This is a genomic window from Methanoculleus sp. UBA291 (assembly GCF_002499755.1).
In the GTDB taxonomy this organism is placed as follows: Archaea; Halobacteriota; Methanomicrobia; order Methanomicrobiales; family Methanoculleaceae; genus Methanoculleus; species Methanoculleus palmolei.
Window position 1 is genome coordinate 12173 of the sequence record NZ_DANC01000046.1, and the last position, 21259, is coordinate 33431.

A 21259-nucleotide genomic window follows, 5' to 3' on the forward strand; every position below is an offset into this window, starting at 1 on the left:
GCCTCCTATCCGCCCGCCACCGGCGGGAAGATGGCGACCTCATCTCCGTCCGCAAGGACAAGCGTATCGAGGTCGTCTCTCTTCACCCGTATTCCGTTTTGCATCAGAACCACGTGCGTCCGGAGCGCTCCGGCCTCATCGAACATGAGCCCTTCTTCGCCTCCGGCACGGTCCCGGAGCGCGGCGAGAAGCGCTGTCATCGCCGATCCCTCGGGGAGTTCCACGACCGGATCGCTCCCGAGAGCCTCACGGAACCGGGCGAATGCCTTCACCTGTACCTTCATAATCACACCCCACGCCGCAGGCGGGACAGTCCGGCCGCCGCTCTACGGCATACGTCTCAAGCGTCGTCGCGAGGCCGTCCCAGACGAGGAGCCGGTTCGTAAGAAGGTCCTCCCTGCCGAGGAGATACTTGATCGCCTCGTTTGCCTGGATCGTGCCGATAACCCCCGGCGTCACCCCGACGACCGGGAAGACCTCGGCAGGCGGAGCCTCCGGGAAGATGCACTCGAGGCAGGCCGTCCGGCCCGGAATGATGGTCGTCGCCTGCCCGTCGAACCCCCGGACGGCGCCGTGCAGCAGGGGAACGCCCGACCGGAGCGCCTGCCGGTTCAGGAGGTAGCGGGTCGGAAAATTGTCCATCGCGTCCACGATCAGGTCGGCGGCGCCCACGAGGTCCCGGACGTTCGCCTCATCAATGGTCGCCGCAAAGGCCTTGATGCGGATATCCGGGTTTGCTGCCCTGAGTTTTGCTTCGGCGGACCGGGCCTTCAGTTCGCCGATGTCGCTCTCCCGGTGGAGGACCTGCCGGTTCAGGTTGGTCCGGTCCACGGTGTCCCGGTCCGCGATGCGGATCTCCCCGACACCGGCGACGGCGAGGTAGAGGGCGATCGGGCAGCCGAGACCCCCCGCACCGGCGATGAAGACCTTCGCCTTCTTCAGCCGCTCCTGCCCCTCATCGCCGAAGAGGAGGATCTGCCGGGCGTAGCGCTCACGTTCCCGCTCAAGGAGCATGCTGCGATCCGTCCCCCATCGGCGGCATCCCGTGCCGTGTCCGGTAGTCGTCGATCGCCTTATGGATTCCCTCTTCGGCGAGGACCGAACAGTGGAGTTTCTGGGGAGGCAGCCCCTCCAGCGCTTCGGCAACCGCCCGGTTGGTGACCGACCATGCCTCGTCGAGGGTCTTGCCCTTGATGAGTTCGGTGACCATCGAACTCGATGCAATGGCGGCGGCGCACCCGAAGGTCTTGAACTTTGCATCCACGATCCGATCCCCTTCTATCCGGAGGGTGATCCGCATGATGTCGCCGCAGACCGGGTTTCCGACCTCGCCGACGCCGTCCGCATCCGGGATCTCCCCCATGTTCCGGGGGTTCGTGAAATGGTCCATGACTTGTTTGCTGTACATCGCAATCACTCGTTTCGTTTGGGGGTGAGCGGCGACATCTGTCTGAGGCGCTCGATCACCCCGGGAAGGACCGAGAGGACGTAATCGACGTCGTCCTCCGTGTTCCGGGAGCCGAGGGTGAGCCGGAGCGAGCCGTGCGCCTGCTCGGGGGGGAGGCCGCAGGCCGTGAGGACGTGCGAGGGCTCAAGCGACGCCGAGGTGCAGGCGCTCCCCGTCGAGGCGGCAACACCGAGCGCGTCGAGCGAGAGCAGGATCGACTCGCCCTCCACGTAGCGGAACGCGACGTTCACGTTGTTCGGGAGTCTCTCGACCGGGTGGCCGTTTAACCGGGTGTCCGGGATCGTATCCAGGAGCCCCCGGATCAGCCGGTCCCGCATTGCGCGAAGTCGAGCAGCGTGCTCCTCAATATCGGCGGTCGCAAGTTCGATTGCCCGCCCGAGCCCGACGATCCCGGGGACGTTCTCGGTCCCGGCCCGGTGGCCGCGTTCCTGCGCGCCGCCGTCCATGAACGTCCCGATCCGGGTTTTCTTCCGGATATAGAGCGCTCCCGTTCCCTTCGGGCCGCCGAACTTGTGCGCCGAGAGAGAGAGGAGGTCGGCCCCTGTAGCCTCCACATTCACCGGAAGGGCGCCGATCGCCTGGACGGCGTCGGTGTGGAACGGGACCCTGTGGTCGTGCGCGATCTCCGCTATCGCCCGGACCGGCTGGATCGTCCCGATCTCGTTATTTGCGGTCATCACCGAGATGAGGACGGTTTTGTCGGTGATCGCCTCCTCGACGACTCCCGGGTCCACCCGGCCGAACTCGTCGACAGGGAGGTAGGTCACCCGCCAGCCCTGCTTCTCGAGGCTCTGGCAGGTGTGGATGACGGCGTGGTGCTCGATCGCGGAGGTGATGATGTGGTCGCCCTTTTTCCGGTTCGCAGTCGCCACGCCTTTGAACGCCCAGTTGTCGGCCTCCGTTCCCCCGGAGGTGAAGAAGACCTCCTCCGGCTTCGCGCCGATCGCCGCCGCCACCCGGCCCCGCGCTTCTTCCACCGCCTCCTTCGCCTCCCGGGCGACAGCATAGAGCGACGAAGGGTTCCCGAACCGCTCCGTGAAGTAGGGGAGCATCGCCTCGACGACCTCCGGCCGCGTCGGCGTCGTCGCCGCATGGTCCATGTAAACCAACCGTGGTTTCCGATCAGTCATGATACTCACGCCGTGTCCCGGCCCTGTACAAAGGTATTTGTTCTTCGAAGTCAAAATTAACAATTGTTAACATCGCTGTTAGGTTTGCTCCGGAACCATTAAAAGTTGTGGTATGATGAAACTCCCCTGCCAGTTGATAGTATGGAATGTGCTGCCTGCAATCCGTGCCGCGATTGCGGAAGAACTGAATAATATGGGCGTCGCCCAGCTGGAGGCCGCCCGTCTCCTCGATATGACGCCGTCGGCGATCTCCCAGTATCTCACCGGAAAACGGGGTTACCGGATCGTCTTTGAGGGTGAGGTGAAGGAGTCGATCAACCGGCTCGCACAGGACCTCAAGGCTGGCCGGGTAGATGACCTCGCTTCCCGGATATGCGGGATCTGTGCACAGATCCGGGAAGAGAACCAGCCCGGCGATGCATGTGAAAGGGAAGCCTGAGGGGGAGGCCACGTTGGGATTGAGAAGCAGGAGGGGAGCGGGGATCGAGGCGGCAGAAGAAACTTCGCAGGACCGGGGCATGGACGGGGTCGCATGAGGCTCGAAGACTGCAGGGCCGACTTCCCGATCACCCGGGACCTTATCTACCTGGACAGCGCCGCAACCTCGCTCACCCCGAAACCGGTGGTCCAGACGATGGTCGAGTACGACCTCCGGTACCGGGCGAACGTCGGGAGGGGTGTCCACCGGCTCGCCGCCGTCGCCACTCACCGCTATCGGGACGCCCGCGACGCCGTCAAATCGTTCATCGGGGGAGAGGACGGCACCCTTGCGGTCACCCGGAACACCACCGAGGCGATCGGGGCGGTCGTCGCCGGTCTCGCCTGGCAGCGGGGCGACCGGGTGGTGACGACCCTGCTTGAACATCACTCAAACCTCCTCCCCTGGCTCCGGCTCCGTGAGCGGGGGGTCGCGGTGGATATCGTCCGGCCGGATGCGGACGGTCGTCTCGACCTCGCGGACCTGGAGGCGGCTGTCCGCGACGAGACCCGGCTCGTCGCCGTAACCCACGCCTCGAACGTTCTCGGCACCGTCCTCCCCGTCCGCGAGATTGCCGGGATCTGCCACGACCGGGGTGTGCGGCTCCTGGTCGACGGCGCCCAGTCGGTACCGCACCTCCCGGTCGACGTTGCCGATATCGGGTGCGACTACTTCTGCTTCTCGGGTCATAAGATGCTCGGCCCGACCGGGACGGGCGGGCTCTGGATGCGCCGGCCGGACCTCGAACCGCTCTTCGTCGGGGGCGGGGCGGTCGAGAGCGTGACGGCCGGGGGATACACCCTTGCTCCCGGCGAACAGCGCTACGAGGCGGGAACGCCGCCAATTGCCGGCACCATCGGGCTTGCACGGGCGACGGCGTACCTCCGGGAGATCGGGATGGATACGGTGCGGCGGCACGATGAACGTCTGGCTGCCCGACTGATCGACGGGCTCGCCGCGCTCGACGGTATTACGGTTATGGGAGCGGATGCAGAGACCGAGCGGATCGGCGTCGTCTCGTTCACGGTCAGGGGGATGCACCCGCACGAAGTGGCGCAGGTCCTGGATGAGGCCGCCGCCATTCTGGTCCGGTCGGGCCACCACTGCTGTCAGCCGCTCATGGAGCACCTCGGCCTCCCGGACGGGACGGTGCGGGCGAGCACCTACATCTACAACACAGAGGAGGAGATCGACATGCTGATAGCCACCGTCGAAGAATTATCCCGGAGGATTGTCTGATGCTCTACCGGGAACTGCCAGTCATCAAAGGCGACGGGGACACGTTCGTCCCCGCAACGCACCCCGTCGTCGAGGAGATGCCGCTCTCCGTGACCGTCAACGGGCGCCCCGCCCTCACCGCCATGACCAGCCCGTCGATGCTCCGGGAGTTCGTCGTGGGCTACCTCTACACGGAACGGATCGTCCGGGACCTCCATGATATCGAGTCGATCCGGATCGAGGGAAATACCGCGAGCGTCCTCACAAAGAACCCGTTCGCGATCCTGACCTCGCACAAGACCGTCCTCTCCGGGTGCGGCGGAAGCACCACGTTCCTTGATGCCGGTCACCTCCCCAAAATCCGGTCCGACCTCACCCTCTCGCCCGAGATGATCCGGGCGGCGACGAAAGAGACACTCGATTCGGACCTCCATCGGATCACCGGCGGCATCCACCTTGTCGGGCTCTTCGACGAAGAAGGCCGGGCAATACGGATCGCCGAGGATATCGGACGGCACAACGCGCTCGACCGGGTCGTCGGCCACGGCCTTCTCGCCGGGATCGACTTCTCCCGGACGTTTGCAGTCTGCTCCGGCCGGATATCCTCCGAGATGGTCAGAAAATGCCTGGTAGCGAACATTCCGGTGATCGTCTCGCGGGGGGCGACGACCACCATCGCCGTCGAGGCCGCAAAGACAGGCGGGCTCACCATCGTAGGGTTCGTGCGGAGCAAAAAGATGAATATCTATACCGGGTGGGAGCGGGTCCGCGGCGCTCCGCCGCCCGCCGACGACTGATCGCCCCGCCCGGTTTCTCCCCGAACCACCTTGCCATGATGCAGGGAATGCACGAGTTTTTTGTGCAGAACAGGATTCCAGGAGATTCCAGAGGTTTGTTCAACAACGATCCCGGCCCTCCGTCCGACACCGGACGGGAGACCCCGGCAGCAGTATGGTTCAACTCCTTTGCCGGAAAGGAGCGAGGGGCGAGGAGTTACTCCCGACAGTAATCCGTAGAGGTGCGCCTACCCCTGTCCAGACCGGCGCCCCCGCCCCGGTTCACGGTGGAGACGATGAAGATCGGACGATCGAAACGCTGAACTGCAACGTGGGTTTCCCAATGCCTTATCGACCGATATTGGTTCATCTCTCTCACCGTGTTCACGAGCGGGAACTAAATTCACATAGGCATCGGAAGTATTTATTTTCGTAGAAATCGACAGAATTTGCCGCAATATGCGCGAATGTGGGCATTATCTGCGAATGAGCCTTCAGGGACGGCTTTTTTCGATCCAGATCGGGCGCAGGAGATTCACAATTGTGAATACATTTAACTTCTCATGGGGCACACGTATGCAGAGGACAAAAAATACGCTCATAGGATACTGGTTCCCATGATCCGTGTTCTGGATTGAGCGGAATCCAAAACGGAGAGAATTATGGACTTAAAAGACCTCAGGTCCGGTACCGAACTCCTCAAGAGGGGGTTTGCGTCCATGCAGAAAGGCGGCGTCATCATGGACGTCGTGAATGCTGAACAGGCACGGATTGCAGAAGAGACGGGGGCTGTTGCGGTCATGGCCCTCGAACGCGTCCCGGCCGACATCCGGGCGACGGGCGGAGTAGCACGGATGGCGGACCCGGAGAAGATCGCGGAGATCATCGACGCAGTCTCGATCCCGGTCATGGGCAAGGCACGGATCGGCCATTTCGTCGAGGCGCAGGTGCTCGAGGCTCTCGGCGTCGATATGATCGACGAGAGCGAGGTCCTCACGCCTGCCGACGAAGAGTACCACATCGACAAGAAGCGGTTCTCCGTCCCGTTCGTCTGCGGTGCACGCACCCTCGGTGAGGCGCTCCGGCGGATCGACGAAGGCGCAGCAATGATCCGGACCAAGGGTGAGGCCGGCACCGGCAACGTCGTCGAGGCTGTCCGGCACATGCGTGCAATCACGGGTGAGATCCGGCTCCTGCAGGGAATGAGCGAGCAGGAACTGATCAACCGTGCACGTGAGATCGAAGCGCCGGCGGAACTCGTCATCGAGTCGGCCCGTCTCGGCAGGCTCCCGGTCGTCAACTTCTCGGCCGGCGGGATCGCAACGCCCGCAGATGCAGCGATGATGATGCAGCTCGGCGCCGACGGAGTTTTTGTGGGATCCGGGATCTTCAAGTCGTCCGATCCGCCGAAGACGGCAAAGGCAATCGTGGAAGCAGTCACCCGGTTCGATGACCCGGCGGCAATCGTCCGCGCATCCCGTGGGCTCGGCGAGGCAATGTCGGGGCTTGACGTCCACCTTCTCAAAGAGAACGAGACGCTCCGGTACCGCGGGCGCTGATACCTGCCACCCGATATGAACCGCGGAACCACTATCCGGCGGGATATGAACGGCCTCTCCCGCCGTTTTGCAGCCGCATTTTTTGAGAGATTAACCGCACCGGCAGCGTCGGGATCGCACGAAGACCGTAGACGGGGAATCAGATGACAATCGAGTTTCGGCCGGTCCGGGAAGAAGATCTCCCGATCATTGCGGAGATTTATAACTATTACAGCCTCCACACGACTGCAACGTTTCACGACGGCGAGATTACCCTGTCGGAGTTGATCGAGGACTTTCCGCCGGGCGATCCGGTATACCAGGCCTACCTGATCCGGGACGGAGATGAAGTCCTGGGGTATTGCGGGCTTCGCAGGTACAAAAAAGTGCGGGCATACGACAGGACCGCAGAGATCACCATCTACCTGAAATCGGAGTACACCGGAAGAGGGATCGGGAAGAGCGCTCTCTCTCGCCTGGAGGAACACGCGAAGAGAGCGGGTCTTTGCGTAATCCTGGGGACGGTTACAGGCGAAAACCGTGCGAGTATCAGACTTTTTGAAGCGACGGGGTATTCCCGGTGCGCTTATCTTAAGAATATCGGAGAGATATCGGGAAAGGTCCTCGATGTCGTTATGTATCAGAAAGAACTGGAGCCGAAGCAGTCGGAACGATGAGGGGCCCCAATCTCCACCGACATAGGTTCCGCCAGGGCAGGAGCGGCCCCGCCGTGGTTGTGCCGTGCACGGGAAATCGAAGATTTCCCTGTCAGGAAACTTCCACAGGTAGTTTCCGTGCACGGAAAATCGAAGATTTGCCTGACAGGCACAACCCAGAGGGTTGTGCCGTGTCATCTCCGGCCTCTCGACCGGGGACCCCCCGCTCCGCACCCCGGGATAAAAGGGAGACGCCACCCGTTTTACCGTTTCCTGCGGCAAAGTTAGAAATGGTCTCTGTTACGTCGCCGAAATCTTCCCGGCGAGACGCTATTTTTTGCGGCATTTGCCGCATTCATGAAGAATTCCGAACATATGTACCAATACTTGCTGAATCGTCAGCGCATAAATGGTTTTTTCGCCCTATGACTACTGGTGATCCTGTGGGAAAAGCAAAGTACCCGGCCATCCACGGAAAAAGAGGGCATCGGGGAATCCTCAATGTCGGCTTCCCTGCGGGCGATGCCGATCGGCTTCGATCAAAAAAACGATTCCACACGCCATCCCCGCGACGGTGCACTCATCTCCAACATCATTGCAAACTCGACGAGCCGTTTCCGACGAACAGGGTCTCATCATGCCGGTCTCGAACGGCCGAGCGTGAACGAACCGGGATACTAAACTTCAGCAGAGGAACCCCATGGCAACAATAGATTTGCAAAATATCTCCATGATATACGGCGTCAACGGCACGCGTCATGTCGCACTCGAATCGGTCAACCTGAAGATACGGGACGGCGAGTTCGTTTCGCTGCTCGGCCCGTCGGGGTGCGGCAAGAGCACACTCATCGATATCGTCGCAGGGCTGAAAACACCGGAACACGGCACGGTCCTCATCGACGACGAGCCGGTGACCGGGCCGGGTCCGGACCGCGGGGTCGTCTTCCAGGACTACTCGCTCTTTCCCTGGATGACCGCCTTTGAGAACATCTGCTTTGCCATCGAACATACGAACGGCAACCTGACGAGAAAAGAGATCGAAGAGCGGACGGAGGCGTATCTCGATCTCGTCGGGCTTAGAGCGTATAGAAACTCCTACCCGAACACGCTCTCCGGCGGGATGCGGCAGCGAGTCTCCATCGTCCGTATGTTTTCCATGAACCCGAAGGTGTTTCTCATGGACGAACCGTTCGGGGCGCTCGACTCCCTCAACAGGATCTACATGCAGGATACCCTGCTCCACCTCTGGTCCGGGGGTGAAGAGCACAAGACCGTGCTCTTTGTCACGCACGATGTCGACGAAGCGCTCCAGCTCTCCGACCGGATCGCGGTGATGACCCCTTCGCCCGGCAGGATCAAGGAAGTAATCGATGTTCCGTTTCCCCGGCCGCGATGCCGTAAAACGCTCTCGGCCAGTACCGAATACAGCACATTGAAGTCGCACCTCCTCTCGGTGCTGTATTGCGAGATGCTCAATGAGATAGAACGGCAGGAGAAGGGGCTCAAGGGATTGGCATGAGGTTTAGCGTAAAGCATGAAGTGGGCATCGCGGGGATCATCCTTCTCGCGACGGCCGTCCTTACGATCGCCGTCCCGGACGCCCCGTCACAGGCTGTAAACAGCAACAGCGCCTTTATCACCGTAATTGCCCTGCTCATCATCTTCTTTGGCGCGCTGCTCTATCTGCACCCGAAGAAGGCGCAGGCTACTGCAGATATATTTCTCATAATCGCAGTGGTCATGTTCCTCTGGGAGGTTCTCCTCGGCAAACTGGCCCTGCTCGATCCCTTTATCTTCCCCGGGCCGGCAAGGGTGTTCCGGGTCTTTGAGATCGACTGGCAGCAGATGCTTGCCGGCGTTGTCAGTTCCCTTGAGATCCTCTCCGTCGGCTACGTGATCGCACTTGTGACGGCAATTCCAATCGGACTCTATATCGGATGGAAGAAGCGGCTGTTCGGTGCCGCGTACCCGATAGCAAAAGCCGTCTCTCCCATCCCGCCCACCGTCTACCTGCCGTATGCAATCGTGCTGCTTCCTACATTTGCAGCATCGTCGACCTTCCTGATATTCATCGGAGCCTTCTGGCCCGTTCTGGTCGGCTCGGTCTATGGTGTCTTCTCGATCGATCCCCGGTTGATCAACTCCGCCCGAATACTCAGTCTCCCGGAATCCCGGATGATACAGCGGATCCTCTTTCCTGCTGCAATGCCGAGCATATTCTCCGGCGCACTGATCGCACTGATCATGTCGTTCATCACGCTCACCGTTGCCGAAATGATCGCAGCAACGTCGGGCCTTGGCTGGTATATCCAGTATCACCATCAGTTCGCGAACTACGACAGGGTGATCGCCGGCATGATTCTGATCATGGTAGTGGTGGTCGCGGTAATGTACCTTTTCGACCGCATCCAGGCTTACAGCCTCCGCTGGCAGAATACGCAGTGACCGAACACTTATCGTATGCCGGCAGATAACATGCACAATTGTGAATACCCGGGACGCAGGAGATCAAGAGAACATGGAGGCGACAGGATATGCAACCGGGAGACCCATTTTTTAGAAAAACCTCGAGTTATCGGATCCTGATCGATTCGGAAGGCACCGGCCATATCCGGATCACCAGACGGGTGAACTTCAGGACGGTCCTTGCCGTCTTCAGAGACCTGTATCTGGAGTTAAAGAAGAACCAGGAGAAGAAGCCGCATATCATCGTCTATGTCTCACCATCGCTCTCTTCGGAGATGTCGGAAAATATGAAGGATTTCCTCGACTTTGCCGCCACCTGCATGGAGGGCAGGTTCGAGCTGACGATTCTCGAATGATGCGGCGGCGCATATCTTGCCGCATTCACCCCATAATTGGGCAGTTATGGCGATTATTGCTTAGATGGTGATATATTTAGTCTTTTTTTCAGAATCTATCTGGGCAATTCGCTGATCCGATACGCACTGTAACGAATGTATTTCAAGGAGCCGGTGAAGGGGTCTTGCCTGAAGGTAAGACTCCCCGTTCCGGGATGAAATCATGCGATGAGCCAGGATGGAGGAACTTCATGACGAAACAGAAGAACGGCATACTCATAGCAGGCGTTGTTATCATCCTCATTGCTGTGGCCGCGGGGATCATAGTCTTTCTGCCCGGCACACCAGCAACCGTCCCCGATTCTCCCGGAGCGACAGCAACTCCACTCCAGTCGGAGAAACCCTTAAAGATCGGGTATCTCCCCTCGACCGGGCATGCACTCGTGTTCATCGCGAACGAACAGAGGTATTTCGATGAGCAGGGGCTGGATGTGGAACTCTTCCAGTTCCAGAACAGTGCCGAAGGGAGTACCGCCATCATCGCAAAGAAGATCGACGCTGGCGGCTTTGGACCTTCGCCCCTTGTCTACGCTGCCAAAGGCTCGCCGGTGACGATCATCGGAGGGCTGATGGCGGAAGGGTCAGGAGTGATCGCGCTGCCCGAGAAGGCGGATCAACTCCGGGATCTCAAGAGTTTTGCAGGAAAGACCGTGGCAACCGTCAGGATGTCGTCCGGGGATATTCACTTCCGGGGCGCACTTCAGGATGCCGGCCTGAACCTGCAGAAGGACGTCACCATCCAGGAGCTCTCGTCCCCTTCGGCGGTCCTGGATGCCGTGAAGGCGGGCAAGGTGGATGCAGGCGTTGCCTGGACGCCCTATATGGAGATGGCTCAGAGTCAGGGTCTCTCGGTGATCGAGTACACGTCGGAGTACTACCCGAAACACCCGTGCTGCCGGATGGCAACACTCACGGAGAACCTGGAGACGGACAGGGACACCTATGTGCGGATGGAAAAGGCGCTCATTCAAGCATACCGCTACTCCAAGACAAACCCGGACGGCGCGGTCGATGATATCCTCCGGTATGTAACGATCGACAGGGGCGTCCTGAAGACGTCTCTGGAGAACCCGCATACCTCCATTTCGCCTGATCCGAACCTGCATGGAGTCGTGCAGACATACGATCTGCTCAAATCCATCGGATACATCGAGACCAGCGTCCGCATACAGGATCACGTCGATTCATCGGTCTACAAACAGGCGCTCGACGAACTGACGGCCGAGAACCCGAACGATCCGGTCTATCAGCAGCTCCTGGAAGACTACCGGGCAATGAATGAGTGAGGTGTGGCAGAAGAAATCTCCGTCGATACTTTTTTTTCGCCTTCCGGAACCATTTGCGAAAGGCAACCGGCGCTCTCGCGGGAACACAGATAATCAGGAGCGGTCGCTTGAACCGACAATCTTCGAACACCGGAACCGAACCGGACCCCGTCCGTAAAGCGGGGCAATTGCCGCAGGTTTGCGGCAATATTTTCCCCTGCAGTCCCCAAATGTACAAAATAAGGTCAAAATTGCTCTTTTCAGACCGTTTTTAGTCATCTGCTCCGATATAAAAGAGGATCATATGTCAGAACATTCCATTGACTGCAGCAACTGCCGGCAACAGGCCTGCTGGAGCGAAAACCCGGACTCGGGCCCGTCGTTCTGTCCAAGCAGGACACAAAAAGCAGCGCTCGACTCGGCATTACGGATATACAAAAGAAATCCCGAAATCAAGAAGATGGCGATCGCCGCTGCCAGGACCGAAGGCCGGAGTTACATGAAATGGACGCGGGTCGAGGATACCATCGACTTTGCCCGGGAGATGGGATACAAAAAACTCGGAATCGCCACCTGCATCGGTTTCATGGCCGAGGACCGGATTCTCCGGGATATCCTCATCGCACACGGGTTCGACGTCGTCTCCATCTGCTGCAAGTGCGGCGCCGTGCCGAAAGAGGAACTTGGACTGCTCGACAACGAAAAGGCCAAACCCGGGACGTTCGAGCCCATCTGCAACCCGGTAGCCCAGGCAAAGATCCTCGAGGGTGCAGGAACCGAACTGAACATTCTGCTGGGGCTCTGCGTCGGGCACGACACCCTCTTCACGAAATACTCAAAGGCTCCCGTCACCACGCTCGTGGCAAAAGACCGCATCACCTGCCACAACCCGAACGCGGTGCTGCACGGCACGAGTTTCTACTACAAGAGGCTGTTATCACCATGAACGCGAAAAAACGAATCATTGCAGCGATCCTTGGCGGCAGGGTCGACCAGATACCGGTCTGGCTCCCCGTCGTCGGGGTGACGGTATCGATGATGGAACAGGCGCGGGCGTCGTGGCCCGAGGCGCACTGGGACCCGGAATTGATGGCAAAACTTGCGGCGATGCCGTGGGAATTCACCAGGCTGCCGGCAGTCACCGTGCCGTTCTGCCTTTCACTCGAGGCCGAGGCACTGGGCTGCGAGATCGACCGGGGAACCCTTAACCGGACGCCGTCGGTGAAGAAACCCGCATTCGATACGCCCGATGCGTTTGAGCACCCCGAGAATCTTCTCGAAACCGGAAGAATCCCGGCAGTGCTGCGTGCACTCGAGATCCTTTCCGAAAAGATCGGGGACGACGTCCCCATCAACGCCAAGGTTACGGGCGGTTTCACCATCGCGGGGCACGTGTTCGGCGTCAGCAGGTTCGTCTCCTGGATAAAGACAGACCCCGACTACGCCCACCAGGCGGTGGAGCGCTCAAGCGAGGTTACCCGGGAACTCATCGGGGCGTTCGAAGATCACGGAGCGGACGTGATCAGCATGTCCGATCCAACTGCATCGGGCGACCTTTTGAGCGGAGAGCAGTACCGGGAGTTTGTCCTGCCCTACCACAGGAAGATAGCAGGAGCGACAAGAAAACCCTCGGTGCTGCACATCTGCGGGAATACAAAAGACCTGCTCGGGTACATCCGGGAATCCGGCTTTGACGCGTACTCGTTTGAGGAGAAGGTCGACGTCATCACCGCAAAGAAACTGCTCGGCGACGATATCTCACTCATCGGGAATATCGCTCCGGTGGCGACGATGCTGGAGGGTACTCCCGATAAGGTGACCGCCGACGCCGTCTTTGCCATGCAGAACGGGATCGATATCCTCTCATCCGGCTGTACGCTCTCTCCCTTCACACCGCTCGAGAACATCCGGGCGCTGTCGAAGGCGCCGGAACACTATCGCGTTCCAAAGGAGCCGGAAGAACTCCTGCGGGAGTTCGTGCGGGGGCTTGCAGCCGGGGTAGAACCATGAAGGCCTTTACGCTCGGGCTGGCCGTCGGCCGGCTCATCGGCGACGGCCGCTCTTCCGGTACCGATGATCAGCCGCCGTCGGAGAACACGCCGGCAGGACCGGTTCTGCCGGAGAGCGAACCATACCGATCACTTGCAGAATCCGTGCTCAAGGGAGATGTTGCCGGGGCCGGAAACCTGGCGGCGCAGGCGGTGCAGGATGGTGTCGACCCGCTCGATATTGCCCTTCACGGTCTTCTCAAGGGCATGGACGCGGTCTCCGACCTTTACAATCGCCGCCAGGCTTTTGTCCCGGAGGTCCTGCTCGCGGCGCGTGCGCTGGATGCAGGTCTGCAGGAATCCGGCGGGGAGAGAGATGCCCTCGGGAGGAAGGGCGTGGTGATCATCCATACTGCAGAAGGCGATCTGCACGATATCGGTAAGAATATCGTCGCTGCAATTGTCGAAGCGAATGGATTCCGGGTGATCGACCTCGGGACATCGGTCGAGACACCGGCGGTGCTCGCGGCCATCCGGGAGTACCGGCCGATCGCCGTGGTCGGGTCGTCCCTGATGACCTCCACCAGGGGGGCATTTCTGACGACTGCAGACCATATCCGGGAGAACGGCATCAGCATCCCGTTCATTGTCGGAGGCGGCGCCTGTGACGAGAGGTTCGCAGCACAGCGCGACACAGTTCAGTACGCTCGCGACCCTGCAGCACTCGTGAAGATACTGAACGCACTGCCGGCCAGATAACTCCGCCGAACCCCTCAGATCGGTTCTCCGAATGTAAGCCCCCGTGCGGCGCATTGTAAGCACGATGCGCCGCGGCAGAGGCGGAGATCGACCTCCAGGCAATCGTCCCCCGCAACGATTGCACGGTTCGGGCATACATGGGCATATCGTGCTCCATCACTCACCGCGATGCGGTATCGCGGCCTGGTGCGGGCGGTGCAGCCAGGGACCCACCGGTCGGGCAGCCGCTCCACCCGGGGTGTCCCGGAGATACTCTCCCGTTTTCGGGGCGCCCCCTCGCACCAGTACGCATACTCCCTGACGAAGTTTTCCCGAAAGGCCGTACTCGTCGAAAATGCAATATGTTCGGCGGCGTCGGCTATTGCCTGCAGGGCATCGAGGCGCACCTCTCCGACGCCAAGATCGCACGCCAGAGCAAGGGAAGTATTTCCATGCCGGAAGATCCGGTCGACGCCCCCGGGAATGAGACCGACATCCCGGGCCTTGAGGGGGTCCAGATGAGAACCGGCGGTGCCTGCCGTATGAAATGTCCGGACGTCCGTGATTGCAATCCCTGCGTGCTCTGCAAGCGCCATCTGGCCCGCCCTGATGGCACCTATCGCCTTTCCTGCCTCGAAAAGGTCCTTTTCAGTAAAGACAACGCCGTTCTGGAGCGATAGTTCCCCCGGGGGAGCCCTGATCCGGGGCGGTTCCATGACTCCGGTGGCGAGCCCTGCAGATATCAGGGATATGACGCCGACGCCGGTGATGCCCGCAGCCTTCATCGCTCCTCTCTTAAGGGTCGCCCCGGTCCGGAAGTCAACGGTATCGCCTTCAACAGGCTCCATGCGGTCGTCAAGCACCAGCACTTTCCAGCCCCAGTCATACGCAAGGTCGGTGATTGCGCCGGGGCCGGCAAGCATCCCGTGCCGGATATGCTGCCCCTCAAGGGCGGGACCTGCGGCCGCCGATCCGACAAAGATGCTGTCGTCCACGATCAGAGCCATCTCGGAGTTGGTTCCGAAATCCGTAGCAAGTATCGGTCCGTCGCCCGCCGTCTCCGCACTCCGGATGAGGGCCACGGCATCGGCCCCGACCTCCGCCCTGATCGCCGGAGGCACCAGCAGGTCGCACGATGCGTCCAGCCCGAGAGCCCGGGAGTCCAGGACCATCGCCTCGTGCGGCAGGGCGGGTTCTTCCCTGCTTCTAGCCGATTCCGGAGTATATTGAATATCCCGCACCGCACGGCCGGTGAGAAACGAGATCTGCACCGGGTTCCCGCAGACCGCGATCACTTCCGGAGCGCCGGGAAGGGCGAGATCCCGGATCAGGGCGTTGATGGTCTTTATCATGATCCGGTGGGCGGAGACCAGGCCGAACCGTGACGCATACAAAAGGTGGTCGAGGAGATTCCCGCCGGGTACCGGGTGGCACGCAGTCGAGATGCCTGCAAGAGCCGTTCTCGTCTCAAGGTCGAGGGATGCCGCCCGGACCCCGCTTGTGCCGATATCGATTGCCACCCCGGTTGCCGTCATGATTCTCTCATTCAATCTGCAGAAGAATCACGATAATAGTTGTATTAGCGGCAAAATTTGCGGGCGAGCGGCCGCAACGGCGCCAGGCGGTACGGGCCCGTGTTGCCGGAGGGTATGAGCGGACCGGAAGGGACAGCCTGCCGGGAGGAGGGCGCCCCTTCCCGGTCCTCACTCCAGGGGAAAATCCCCATATCTCTTATGCTAAAAATGCGCGTGAGGAATGTTTTCTGGATCTGAATATCACCGTGAAGCATATGAGACTCAGGCAACCCTCACATCAATCTCTGAAATTTTGCCGTAGAAATGCTTAAATTGCCCATAATGCTCTCCATTTATATTCGATTGACGATCAAGGCCACGACAGGGACGACCGAAAATATTAACAATTGTGAACCATAACCTGAATATGGTGATTCCACTATGAGGGATCGTTTTTGTCAACGAAAGCAACGAAGATGAGAAGAGACTAGCAAAGATCGGGCACCTCCCGCCGTCGGCGAAACTCGTGTATAAGGTTCTCGAAACAGGCGGTCAGTTCACCCAGAAAGACCTGATCCGCGAGACCTCGCTGCCGCCGCGCACCGTGAGATACGCACTGAGCAGGCTCAAGGAAGAAGAGATCCTTATAGAGCGTCACTACTTCATCGACGCCCGCCAGAGCCTCTACGGGCTCAACATCCCAAAGTCAGGGGTGATGACCGCGTGATGCGTCCCGCGATGCGCCCCATCGGCATACCTGACCTGCACGGCCTCTTCTGTCCCTCTGTGGACCGGCCCTGACACCACGTCATCTTTTTTGCACCAGTTTTTGCACTAGACGCTCGTTGCGAGGTCTCTATCATCCCGGGCCGCTTCGTGACGGTCCCGGTAGTTCGCTCATTCAAGCATGAGATGTCGCGGCCAGGGTTTCGTCCTTGAGCATGCTCCCCTGCAGTGGACCGGGGAGGAATCCGGACGCCCTTCCCGGAATCCCCCGCTCGAAGACCTTCGGTCTTCTCAAACTCCTGCCCTTCGGAGCCAGTCGTTCCCCGCCCCGAAACTTGCGATCCCCCAGAATCGGTACTTCGCTCATGTCAGCGTCCGGAAACGATACGGTCTCCCGCGACGTCTTAACGGGAGTCGGCAGCACCCGGAATTCGGTAGTTCGGCCTCCGGGGGATTTCTCAGAACTTTATTTTAGCGAAGTACCGGGTCCGGCTCCGGCTTACAAACCGCGGCTCCCACTGTGCAAAAAAAAGGAAGACGGAAATTTCCTCACAGCGGCCCGACGAACAAGCTGATGATCTCTTCAAACAGCGTTAGGGCCCCGTCGAACCCTGCATACGTCCGGTTCAGGATAAGCCGGTTCAGTGCGGGGAACGCGACGGTGATAGGAAGCGCGCCCCATTCCGCAAGAGCTATCGGAGCCTCGAGGGAACTTGCAAACAGGAACAGGAAAGGTCTGCCCTTTAAGTTCTTCCGGATAAGGTGCGCGTCCGTCTCAAAGATCACCTCCGGCAGGAGAGGCGTTTCAAGGTCCCGGGTGAGGTTCCGCGTAATCTCATCGCGGACCTCCTCCGGCGGGTCGTCGGTGATCTGTATGAGGTCCGGGAGGTAACCAAGTTCGTTGATGAGGAAGCGCGATATCCCGATCGCAGTCCCCGAATCCGCTGCAACCGCAAAGAACGGATGCGGCCGGACCATCATGTGCGCATCCCCGCCGTACTCGATGAACCGGTACACCCGCTGCTCTTCCCGGGCAATCACGCTCTCAACGATCTCTTCCGATACATCGAATGCTTTCGCCACCCTGCGCAGGAACTCCCCGGTCTGTTTCGGCCCAACGGGGACCGAAGGGAAGGTCAGGTAGGGTGTACCGAACTTCTCTTCCAGCAGTCCGGCCACCCGATGGCCGTTCCAGGTGGAGAGCACGATGTTGTACTCCGCAGCAGGGATCTCGCGCAACTGAGCCACCCCGTCGAACTCTGCGAGGAAGACATTGGCTGTTATCCCGATCTCGGCCAGGAGGTTTTTGATGGTCCTTGCATCGCCTTTCCAGAAGATATGCTGGTACGGCACGATGCCGAAGACATTCACCGTCTTTGGCCGGACCTTCTCCGCGGGTTTGAGGAGGTCCTGTATCAGCCCCTCGAAGAAGAGTTCATAGCCTTCATATGAATTCCCGGCAAATCCGGAGGAACGAACGAAGAAGATATCGTTCTTCTCGCGGAACTCCTTGACGACCGCGTTTACATCGTCTCCGATCAGCGCCGAGATGCAGCCGTTTATGACCGCGTAGATCTCTCCGTCCATCAACTCCGTGCTGGAGCGGATCAGATCACGGAGTTTCTCCTCTCCTCCGAACACGACGTGACGCTCCACCAGCGAAGAGCAGGGAGTGCTGGTCCCTCCCTGGGGACCGCCGGCGTTCTGTCCGCCGGTATACAACTGCCCGAAGAGCTGCCCGATACCGCATCCGGCACCGGAGTGAAGGATGGGGACAACGCCGTAGATCCCGATCGCCGTGCCCAGCGCACCGCCGAGAGCGCAGGAGAACCTGGGAGCCTCAATTGCAGGGGACTCCGGGACCTCTTCCGGGCCGACTGATTCTTCTGCACTCGAATTCACCATATTACACCTCCTTCTTCATGTAGTACAGAGGGTTGCTCTGCTTGAACCACCACTCGCGGTAGCTGTCCTTCGTCTTCTCCTTGAGGGTCCTCTGGAACGCTCTGCTCTTCAATGCCTGAAGCAGGAAGTTCCCGTAGGCCACCGCTCCCGCATAGCCGCTCTGGGTGCTCCAGGGATGCGGGTCGCCGCGCAGGGCGTGGATCCGGGTGGCACCCTTGAGCCGCTTGTATGCTCCCCCCTGGAACGGGCAGGTGAGCGTCAGATCGGGGTCGAGATTCGTCGTGATATGCGACTGCTCCGCCGCCTGGAACGTATTGACCAGCAGGTCGAAGTCTCCGACCTGGGAGACGACCCCCTCAAGCTCTTCGAGGATCAGGTTGTCGTAATCCTGCGACATCGCCGCAGGCGACGCCAATCCGAGTTCGTCGAAGAAGGGCATCTGCGCCAGCAGCCGGCCCTGACCGAGAGAACCGAGAACGCTCACCTTGCTGCCCTTTTCTGCGGCGATCCTGTCGAACTCGGACCGTATGGCCTGCATCTTCGGTTTCCAGGTCTTATGCTCCTCCTCGATGAGGTGCTCGACCTCATCGGATTTGCCGGTGTACTTCCCGATCTGCCTGAGCCACTCGTCGGTGTTGGTAATTCCCATCGGCGGCGGATACATGAAGTAAGGTACGCCGTACTCCTGTTCGAGCCCGCGGGAGAGGTAGTCGGTGTAGGTGGGGCAGAGGGGTGCGGTTACGGCGGCCTCCGAGAGTTGCTGGAGTTGCTCGACCGTTGCAAACTCGGGGATCAGGTTTGCGCGAAGCCCGACTTTGCCGAGCAGGCGCTGGATCTCAAGGCGGTCCTGCCAGGTGTAGGACAGCATACTCGCCACGTTCACGAGGTCCGTCTGCTTCTTCTCCGGCTTTTTCACCAGGTATTTCAGCACCGCATGCCAGAAAGCATCGTAGCCGGTCTGCACAAGCCTGGAGCGCACACCTTCGCAGTGGACGGGAACAATTCGTGCGTCGACGTGCGGCTGAACGTCGGCAACCGCCCCCTCGATATCCTCCCCGATGATGCCGGTGGTGCAGGAGGTGAGGATGAAGATGGCTTTCGGGTTATACCGCTTTTGAGCCTCGTATATCGCCCTCTTCAACTTATCTCCCGCACCGTAGACGACGTCCTTCTCGCGCAGATTCGTGGTCATCCAGTGGAGGTCGTACTCCGCCGGTCTCCCGAGTTCAACGGGAACGCCCCGATACAGTTCCCGGTAGCCGAGTGCCGATGAAGAGCATCCGACCGGTGCGTGGAAGATCGTCGCAGCACCTCGAATGGTGCCGACGCGAACCGAGAGATAAAAATTCAGCGAGCAGCCGGACGACTGCGCAAAACCTCGTTCGTGGTTTTGCAGGCACCCCGACTTGGCTTTCTCGATGAGGCCGCTTGCCTTGCCGTAGTAAATATTAATGCCGTTTGCTCTCTGTTCGCGGTTGGGGCAGGTTGTCTGGGAGAGGTCTATCCTCTTCTCGTAGAGAGCAAAATCCGCTTCTTCCCGTGTTTCAAATACCATATCCGCTTCTCCAGTTCAGATACATGCAGCTACGTGATCGTTGAGGCGATGTTTTGGGACTCAAGGCCCGCTCGCGCATCGTTCTTCTTCTCTGTAAGGAGCCTGTCGGACCACGATGCCGCCCACTCTTTCAGCTCCTCCGCCTCCAGCGGCTTTGGCACGTACTTATTCTCGTTCTGCAGCAGTGTTCTCGCAAGGCTGCGGTACACGTTCGCCTGTTCGGAGTCCGGGTCGTACTCAATTGCGGTCTGACCCAGAAGTTCGCTCCGGGTGATCGTCTCCGACCGTGGAACGTACTCTGCGATGGTGGTACCCGTCCGGGACGCGAAATCGTCAATGATCTCCCGCTGAATCGGCAGCGTCACTGAGTTGGCGATGATGCCGGAAAAGAGCGCACCGCCGCTGTTGGCGTATTTCTTTATCCCCTTGAAGAGATTGTTTGCAGCGTAAATCGCCATGAAATCCGCAGACGTCACGGTGTAGACCTGCTCCGCAACGCCCTCACGGATGGGGACGGAGAATCCGCCGCAGACCACGTCGCCGAGGACGTCGTAGAGGACGACATCGGGCCTGTACTCCTCAAAAACCTTCTGCTGGCGGAGGAGTTCAATTGCCGCAATAATCCCTCTTCCGGCGCAGCCGACACCCGGCTCCGGCCCTCCGGCTTCTATGCAGATGACGCCGCCGAACCCTTCGTGCACGAGGGACTCAATCTCGATCTTCTTTCCGCTTCGAATGGCGTCAAGGACGGTCGGGATCGATCTTCCCCCGCGAAGGTTGTTGGTCGAGTCGCTCTTCGGGTCGCACCCGATCTGTATAACGCGCTTTCCCATATCAGCAAGGGCTGCACTGATGTTGGACGTTGTCGTCGACTTCCCTATTCCTCCTTTGCCGTAGATGGCAACACTTCGGACCTTCGTCATGGAGCCTCCTTCTGAAACAACATAGACACGAGAGAAGATAAAAACGGATAAATCAGCCAAAATTGCATTGTTCGACAGAAAATCGGGGATTTGTGGCAAGATCTGCCGATGAGAACCTCCTTTCTGAAACGGGAACGACCGCCGTCGCCGGCTATGAAGGGGGGTTACGACGGCTGCGTATGAACTACACAGTCAAAGACGGCATATTTACCTGTAATCTTCCCGGGGGAGAGGCAATTTTCTCCGTAATAGCCAGCGGAGGGGATTCCAAAACCGATCCCCGAGAAAACCGGGCAGCCCTTCGCGGCAGGGATATGACAGCGGCACCTGCGGATGGCGGAGGGGATGAGAAATTCTGCTGCGACAGCGGCCGGTGATGACGAAAAAATGCAACCGCTGCCGCTTTCGTCACGCAGTCGGTCCCGCAGAGCGTCGATAAGGATAAGGAAGGGGCAGCGGAGAGAAGAAACACTCCCCGGGCCGATTCACAAGAGTGTCTATACTCCTTCCAGTGCCTGGT

The 21259-nt window shown here is 59.8% G+C and carries 22 protein-coding genes; 14 read left to right on the forward strand and 8 right to left on the reverse strand.

Features of this window, described 5'->3' with window-relative positions; all coding sequences use genetic code 11:
* Positions 1 to 5: 5 nt before the first annotated feature.
* From BP737_RS11425 to nifS, 4 genes are read right to left on the reverse strand one after another with little or no spacing between them, the layout of a single operon-like run.
* The gene (locus BP737_RS11425; protein ID WP_292408232.1) at positions 6 to 284 is read right to left on the reverse strand and encodes a ubiquitin-like small modifier protein 1; all 279 of its coding nucleotides are present in this window, start codon (positions 282 to 284) and stop codon (positions 6 to 8) included.
* A complete protein-coding gene (locus BP737_RS11430) occupies positions 247 to 1014 on the reverse strand; it encodes a HesA/MoeB/ThiF family protein (RefSeq protein WP_292408228.1) in 768 nt (255 codons plus the stop codon). The genes BP737_RS11425 and BP737_RS11430 overlap by 38 nt, the downstream gene beginning before the upstream one ends.
* Positions 1004 to 1408 (reverse strand): Fe-S cluster assembly scaffold protein NifU, encoded by a 405-nt coding sequence (nifU, locus tag BP737_RS11435; protein WP_292408225.1) that lies wholly within the window; start codon positions 1406 to 1408, stop codon positions 1004 to 1006. The genes BP737_RS11430 and nifU overlap by 11 nt, the downstream gene beginning before the upstream one ends.
* A gap of 5 nt (positions 1409 to 1413) precedes the next feature.
* Complete coding sequence (gene nifS, locus BP737_RS11440; RefSeq protein WP_342686190.1) at positions 1414 to 2598, reverse strand: cysteine desulfurase NifS; 1185 nt, start codon at positions 2596 to 2598, stop codon at positions 1414 to 1416.
* A 115-nt stretch (positions 2599 to 2713) separates the two neighbouring features.
* On the opposite strand from nifS, the gene BP737_RS11445 reads away from it, so the two are divergent.
* From BP737_RS11445 to BP737_RS11500, 12 genes are all read left to right on the forward strand, one after another.
* Positions 2714 to 3037: a transcriptional regulator gene (locus BP737_RS11445; RefSeq protein WP_342686191.1), complete on the forward strand. Its 324-nt coding sequence runs from the start codon at positions 2714 to 2716 to the stop codon at positions 3035 to 3037.
* 93 nt (positions 3038 to 3130) lie between these two features.
* Complete coding sequence (locus tag BP737_RS11450; protein ID WP_342686192.1) at positions 3131 to 4315, forward strand: cysteine desulfurase; 1185 nt, start codon at positions 3131 to 3133, stop codon at positions 4313 to 4315.
* Positions 4315 to 5091, forward strand: coding sequence for a formate dehydrogenase accessory sulfurtransferase FdhD (fdhD, locus tag BP737_RS11455; RefSeq protein ID WP_292407772.1), 777 nt, complete (start codon positions 4315 to 4317; stop codon positions 5089 to 5091). Before BP737_RS11450 ends, fdhD begins: the two co-directional genes overlap by 1 nt.
* 641 nt (positions 5092 to 5732) lie before the next feature.
* Positions 5733 to 6629, forward strand: a complete 897-nt coding sequence (gene pdxS / locus BP737_RS11460) for a pyridoxal 5'-phosphate synthase lyase subunit PdxS (protein WP_292407769.1) — start codon at positions 5733 to 5735, stop codon at positions 6627 to 6629.
* 143 nt (positions 6630 to 6772) lie between these two features.
* Complete coding sequence (locus BP737_RS11465) at positions 6773 to 7285, forward strand: GNAT family N-acetyltransferase (RefSeq protein WP_292407767.1); 513 nt, start codon at positions 6773 to 6775, stop codon at positions 7283 to 7285.
* A gap of 679 nt (positions 7286 to 7964) precedes the next feature.
* Positions 7965 to 8783, forward strand: coding sequence for an ABC transporter ATP-binding protein (locus BP737_RS11470; RefSeq protein WP_292407764.1), 819 nt, complete (start codon positions 7965 to 7967; stop codon positions 8781 to 8783).
* On the forward strand, positions 8780 to 9709 hold the full coding sequence (locus BP737_RS11475) for an ABC transporter permease (protein ID WP_292407761.1): 930 nt from the start codon (positions 8780 to 8782) through the stop codon (positions 9707 to 9709). The genes BP737_RS11470 and BP737_RS11475 overlap by 4 nt, the downstream gene beginning before the upstream one ends.
* Before the next feature lie 89 nt (positions 9710 to 9798).
* Positions 9799 to 10086 carry a hypothetical protein gene (locus tag BP737_RS11480; protein WP_292407757.1) on the forward strand — a complete coding sequence of 96 codons (288 nt, stop codon included), beginning with the start codon at positions 9799 to 9801 and terminating at the stop codon, positions 10084 to 10086.
* A gap of 230 nt (positions 10087 to 10316) precedes the next feature.
* On the forward strand, positions 10317 to 11411 hold the full coding sequence (locus tag BP737_RS11485; RefSeq protein ID WP_342686193.1) for an ABC transporter substrate-binding protein: 1095 nt from the start codon (positions 10317 to 10319) through the stop codon (positions 11409 to 11411).
* Between the two features lie 283 nt (positions 11412 to 11694).
* Positions 11695 to 12336 (forward strand): DUF1847 domain-containing protein, encoded by a 642-nt coding sequence (locus tag BP737_RS11490; RefSeq protein ID WP_342686194.1) that lies wholly within the window; start codon positions 11695 to 11697, stop codon positions 12334 to 12336.
* Positions 12333 to 13400, forward strand: a complete 1068-nt coding sequence (locus BP737_RS11495) for an MtaA/CmuA family methyltransferase (RefSeq protein ID WP_342686195.1) — start codon at positions 12333 to 12335, stop codon at positions 13398 to 13400. Before BP737_RS11490 ends, BP737_RS11495 begins: the two co-directional genes overlap by 4 nt.
* Complete coding sequence (locus BP737_RS11500; protein WP_342686196.1) at positions 13397 to 14137, forward strand: cobalamin B12-binding domain-containing protein; 741 nt, start codon at positions 13397 to 13399, stop codon at positions 14135 to 14137. Before BP737_RS11495 ends, BP737_RS11500 begins: the two co-directional genes overlap by 4 nt.
* Before the next feature lie 14 nt (positions 14138 to 14151).
* Here the strand turns inward: BP737_RS11500 and BP737_RS11505 are convergent, their stop codons facing one another.
* Positions 14152 to 15651 (reverse strand): ASKHA domain-containing protein, encoded by a 1500-nt coding sequence (locus tag BP737_RS11505; protein ID WP_342686197.1) that lies wholly within the window; start codon positions 15649 to 15651, stop codon positions 14152 to 14154.
* Positions 15652 to 16156: 505 nt separating this feature from the next.
* On the opposite strand from BP737_RS11505, the gene BP737_RS11510 reads away from it, so the two are divergent.
* A complete protein-coding gene (locus BP737_RS11510; protein WP_342686198.1) occupies positions 16157 to 16357 on the forward strand; it encodes a winged helix-turn-helix domain-containing protein in 201 nt (66 codons plus the stop codon).
* Positions 16358 to 16905: 548 nt separating this feature from the next.
* On the opposite strand, the gene BP737_RS11515 is transcribed toward BP737_RS11510, so the two are convergent.
* Genes BP737_RS11515 through nifH form a run of 3 tightly spaced genes read right to left on the reverse strand, consistent with a single transcriptional unit; the run spans position 16906 to position 20739 of the window.
* Positions 16906 to 18261, reverse strand: a complete 1356-nt coding sequence (locus BP737_RS11515) for a nitrogenase component 1 (RefSeq protein ID WP_342686199.1) — start codon at positions 18259 to 18261, stop codon at positions 16906 to 16908.
* 1 nt (position 18262) lies between these two features.
* The gene (locus tag BP737_RS11520; RefSeq protein ID WP_342686200.1) at positions 18263 to 19816 is read right to left on the reverse strand and encodes a nitrogenase component 1; all 1554 of its coding nucleotides are present in this window, start codon (positions 19814 to 19816) and stop codon (positions 18263 to 18265) included.
* 29 nt (positions 19817 to 19845) lie between these two features.
* Positions 19846 to 20739 (reverse strand): nitrogenase iron protein, encoded by an 894-nt coding sequence (nifH, locus tag BP737_RS11525; protein ID WP_342686201.1) that lies wholly within the window; start codon positions 20737 to 20739, stop codon positions 19846 to 19848.
* Between the two features lie 92 nt (positions 20740 to 20831).
* Between nifH and BP737_RS11530 the strand changes: the two genes are divergently transcribed.
* Positions 20832 to 21116 carry a hypothetical protein gene (locus tag BP737_RS11530; protein WP_342686202.1) on the forward strand — a complete coding sequence of 95 codons (285 nt, stop codon included), beginning with the start codon at positions 20832 to 20834 and terminating at the stop codon, positions 21114 to 21116.
* The last annotated feature ends 143 nt before the right edge of the window (positions 21117 to 21259 follow it).

Coding starts and splice junctions, on each gene's coding strand:
- BP737_RS11425 (WP_292408232.1), bottom strand. CDS start 284: ATGAAGGTACAGGTGAAGGCATTCGCCCGGTTCCGTGAGGCTCTCGGG.
- BP737_RS11430 (WP_292408228.1), bottom strand. CDS start 1,014: ATGCTCCTTGAGCGGGAACGTGAGCGCTACGCCCGGCAGATCCTCCTC.
- nifU (WP_292408225.1), bottom strand. CDS start 1,408: ATGTACAGCAAACAAGTCATGGACCATTTCACGAACCCCCGGAACATG.
- nifS (WP_342686190.1), bottom strand. CDS start 2,598: ATGACTGATCGGAAACCACGGTTGGTTTACATGGACCATGCGGCGACG.
- BP737_RS11445 (WP_342686191.1), top strand. CDS start 2,714: ATGAAACTCCCCTGCCAGTTGATAGTATGGAATGTGCTGCCTGCAATC.
- BP737_RS11450 (WP_342686192.1), top strand. CDS start 3,131: ATGAGGCTCGAAGACTGCAGGGCCGACTTCCCGATCACCCGGGACCTT.
- fdhD (WP_292407772.1), top strand. CDS start 4,315: ATGCTCTACCGGGAACTGCCAGTCATCAAAGGCGACGGGGACACGTTC.
- pdxS (WP_292407769.1), top strand. CDS start 5,733: ATGGACTTAAAAGACCTCAGGTCCGGTACCGAACTCCTCAAGAGGGGG.
- BP737_RS11465 (WP_292407767.1), top strand. CDS start 6,773: ATGACAATCGAGTTTCGGCCGGTCCGGGAAGAAGATCTCCCGATCATT.
- BP737_RS11470 (WP_292407764.1), top strand. CDS start 7,965: ATGGCAACAATAGATTTGCAAAATATCTCCATGATATACGGCGTCAAC.
- BP737_RS11475 (WP_292407761.1), top strand. CDS start 8,780: ATGAGGTTTAGCGTAAAGCATGAAGTGGGCATCGCGGGGATCATCCTT.
- BP737_RS11480 (WP_292407757.1), top strand. CDS start 9,799: ATGCAACCGGGAGACCCATTTTTTAGAAAAACCTCGAGTTATCGGATC.
- BP737_RS11485 (WP_342686193.1), top strand. CDS start 10,317: ATGACGAAACAGAAGAACGGCATACTCATAGCAGGCGTTGTTATCATC.
- BP737_RS11490 (WP_342686194.1), top strand. CDS start 11,695: ATGTCAGAACATTCCATTGACTGCAGCAACTGCCGGCAACAGGCCTGC.
- BP737_RS11495 (WP_342686195.1), top strand. CDS start 12,333: ATGAACGCGAAAAAACGAATCATTGCAGCGATCCTTGGCGGCAGGGTC.
- BP737_RS11500 (WP_342686196.1), top strand. CDS start 13,397: ATGAAGGCCTTTACGCTCGGGCTGGCCGTCGGCCGGCTCATCGGCGAC.
- BP737_RS11505 (WP_342686197.1), bottom strand. CDS start 15,651: ATGACGGCAACCGGGGTGGCAATCGATATCGGCACAAGCGGGGTCCGG.
- BP737_RS11515 (WP_342686199.1), bottom strand. CDS start 18,261: ATGGTGAATTCGAGTGCAGAAGAATCAGTCGGCCCGGAAGAGGTCCCG.
- BP737_RS11520 (WP_342686200.1), bottom strand. CDS start 19,816: ATGGTATTTGAAACACGGGAAGAAGCGGATTTTGCTCTCTACGAGAAG.
- nifH (WP_342686201.1), bottom strand. CDS start 20,739: ATGACGAAGGTCCGAAGTGTTGCCATCTACGGCAAAGGAGGAATAGGG.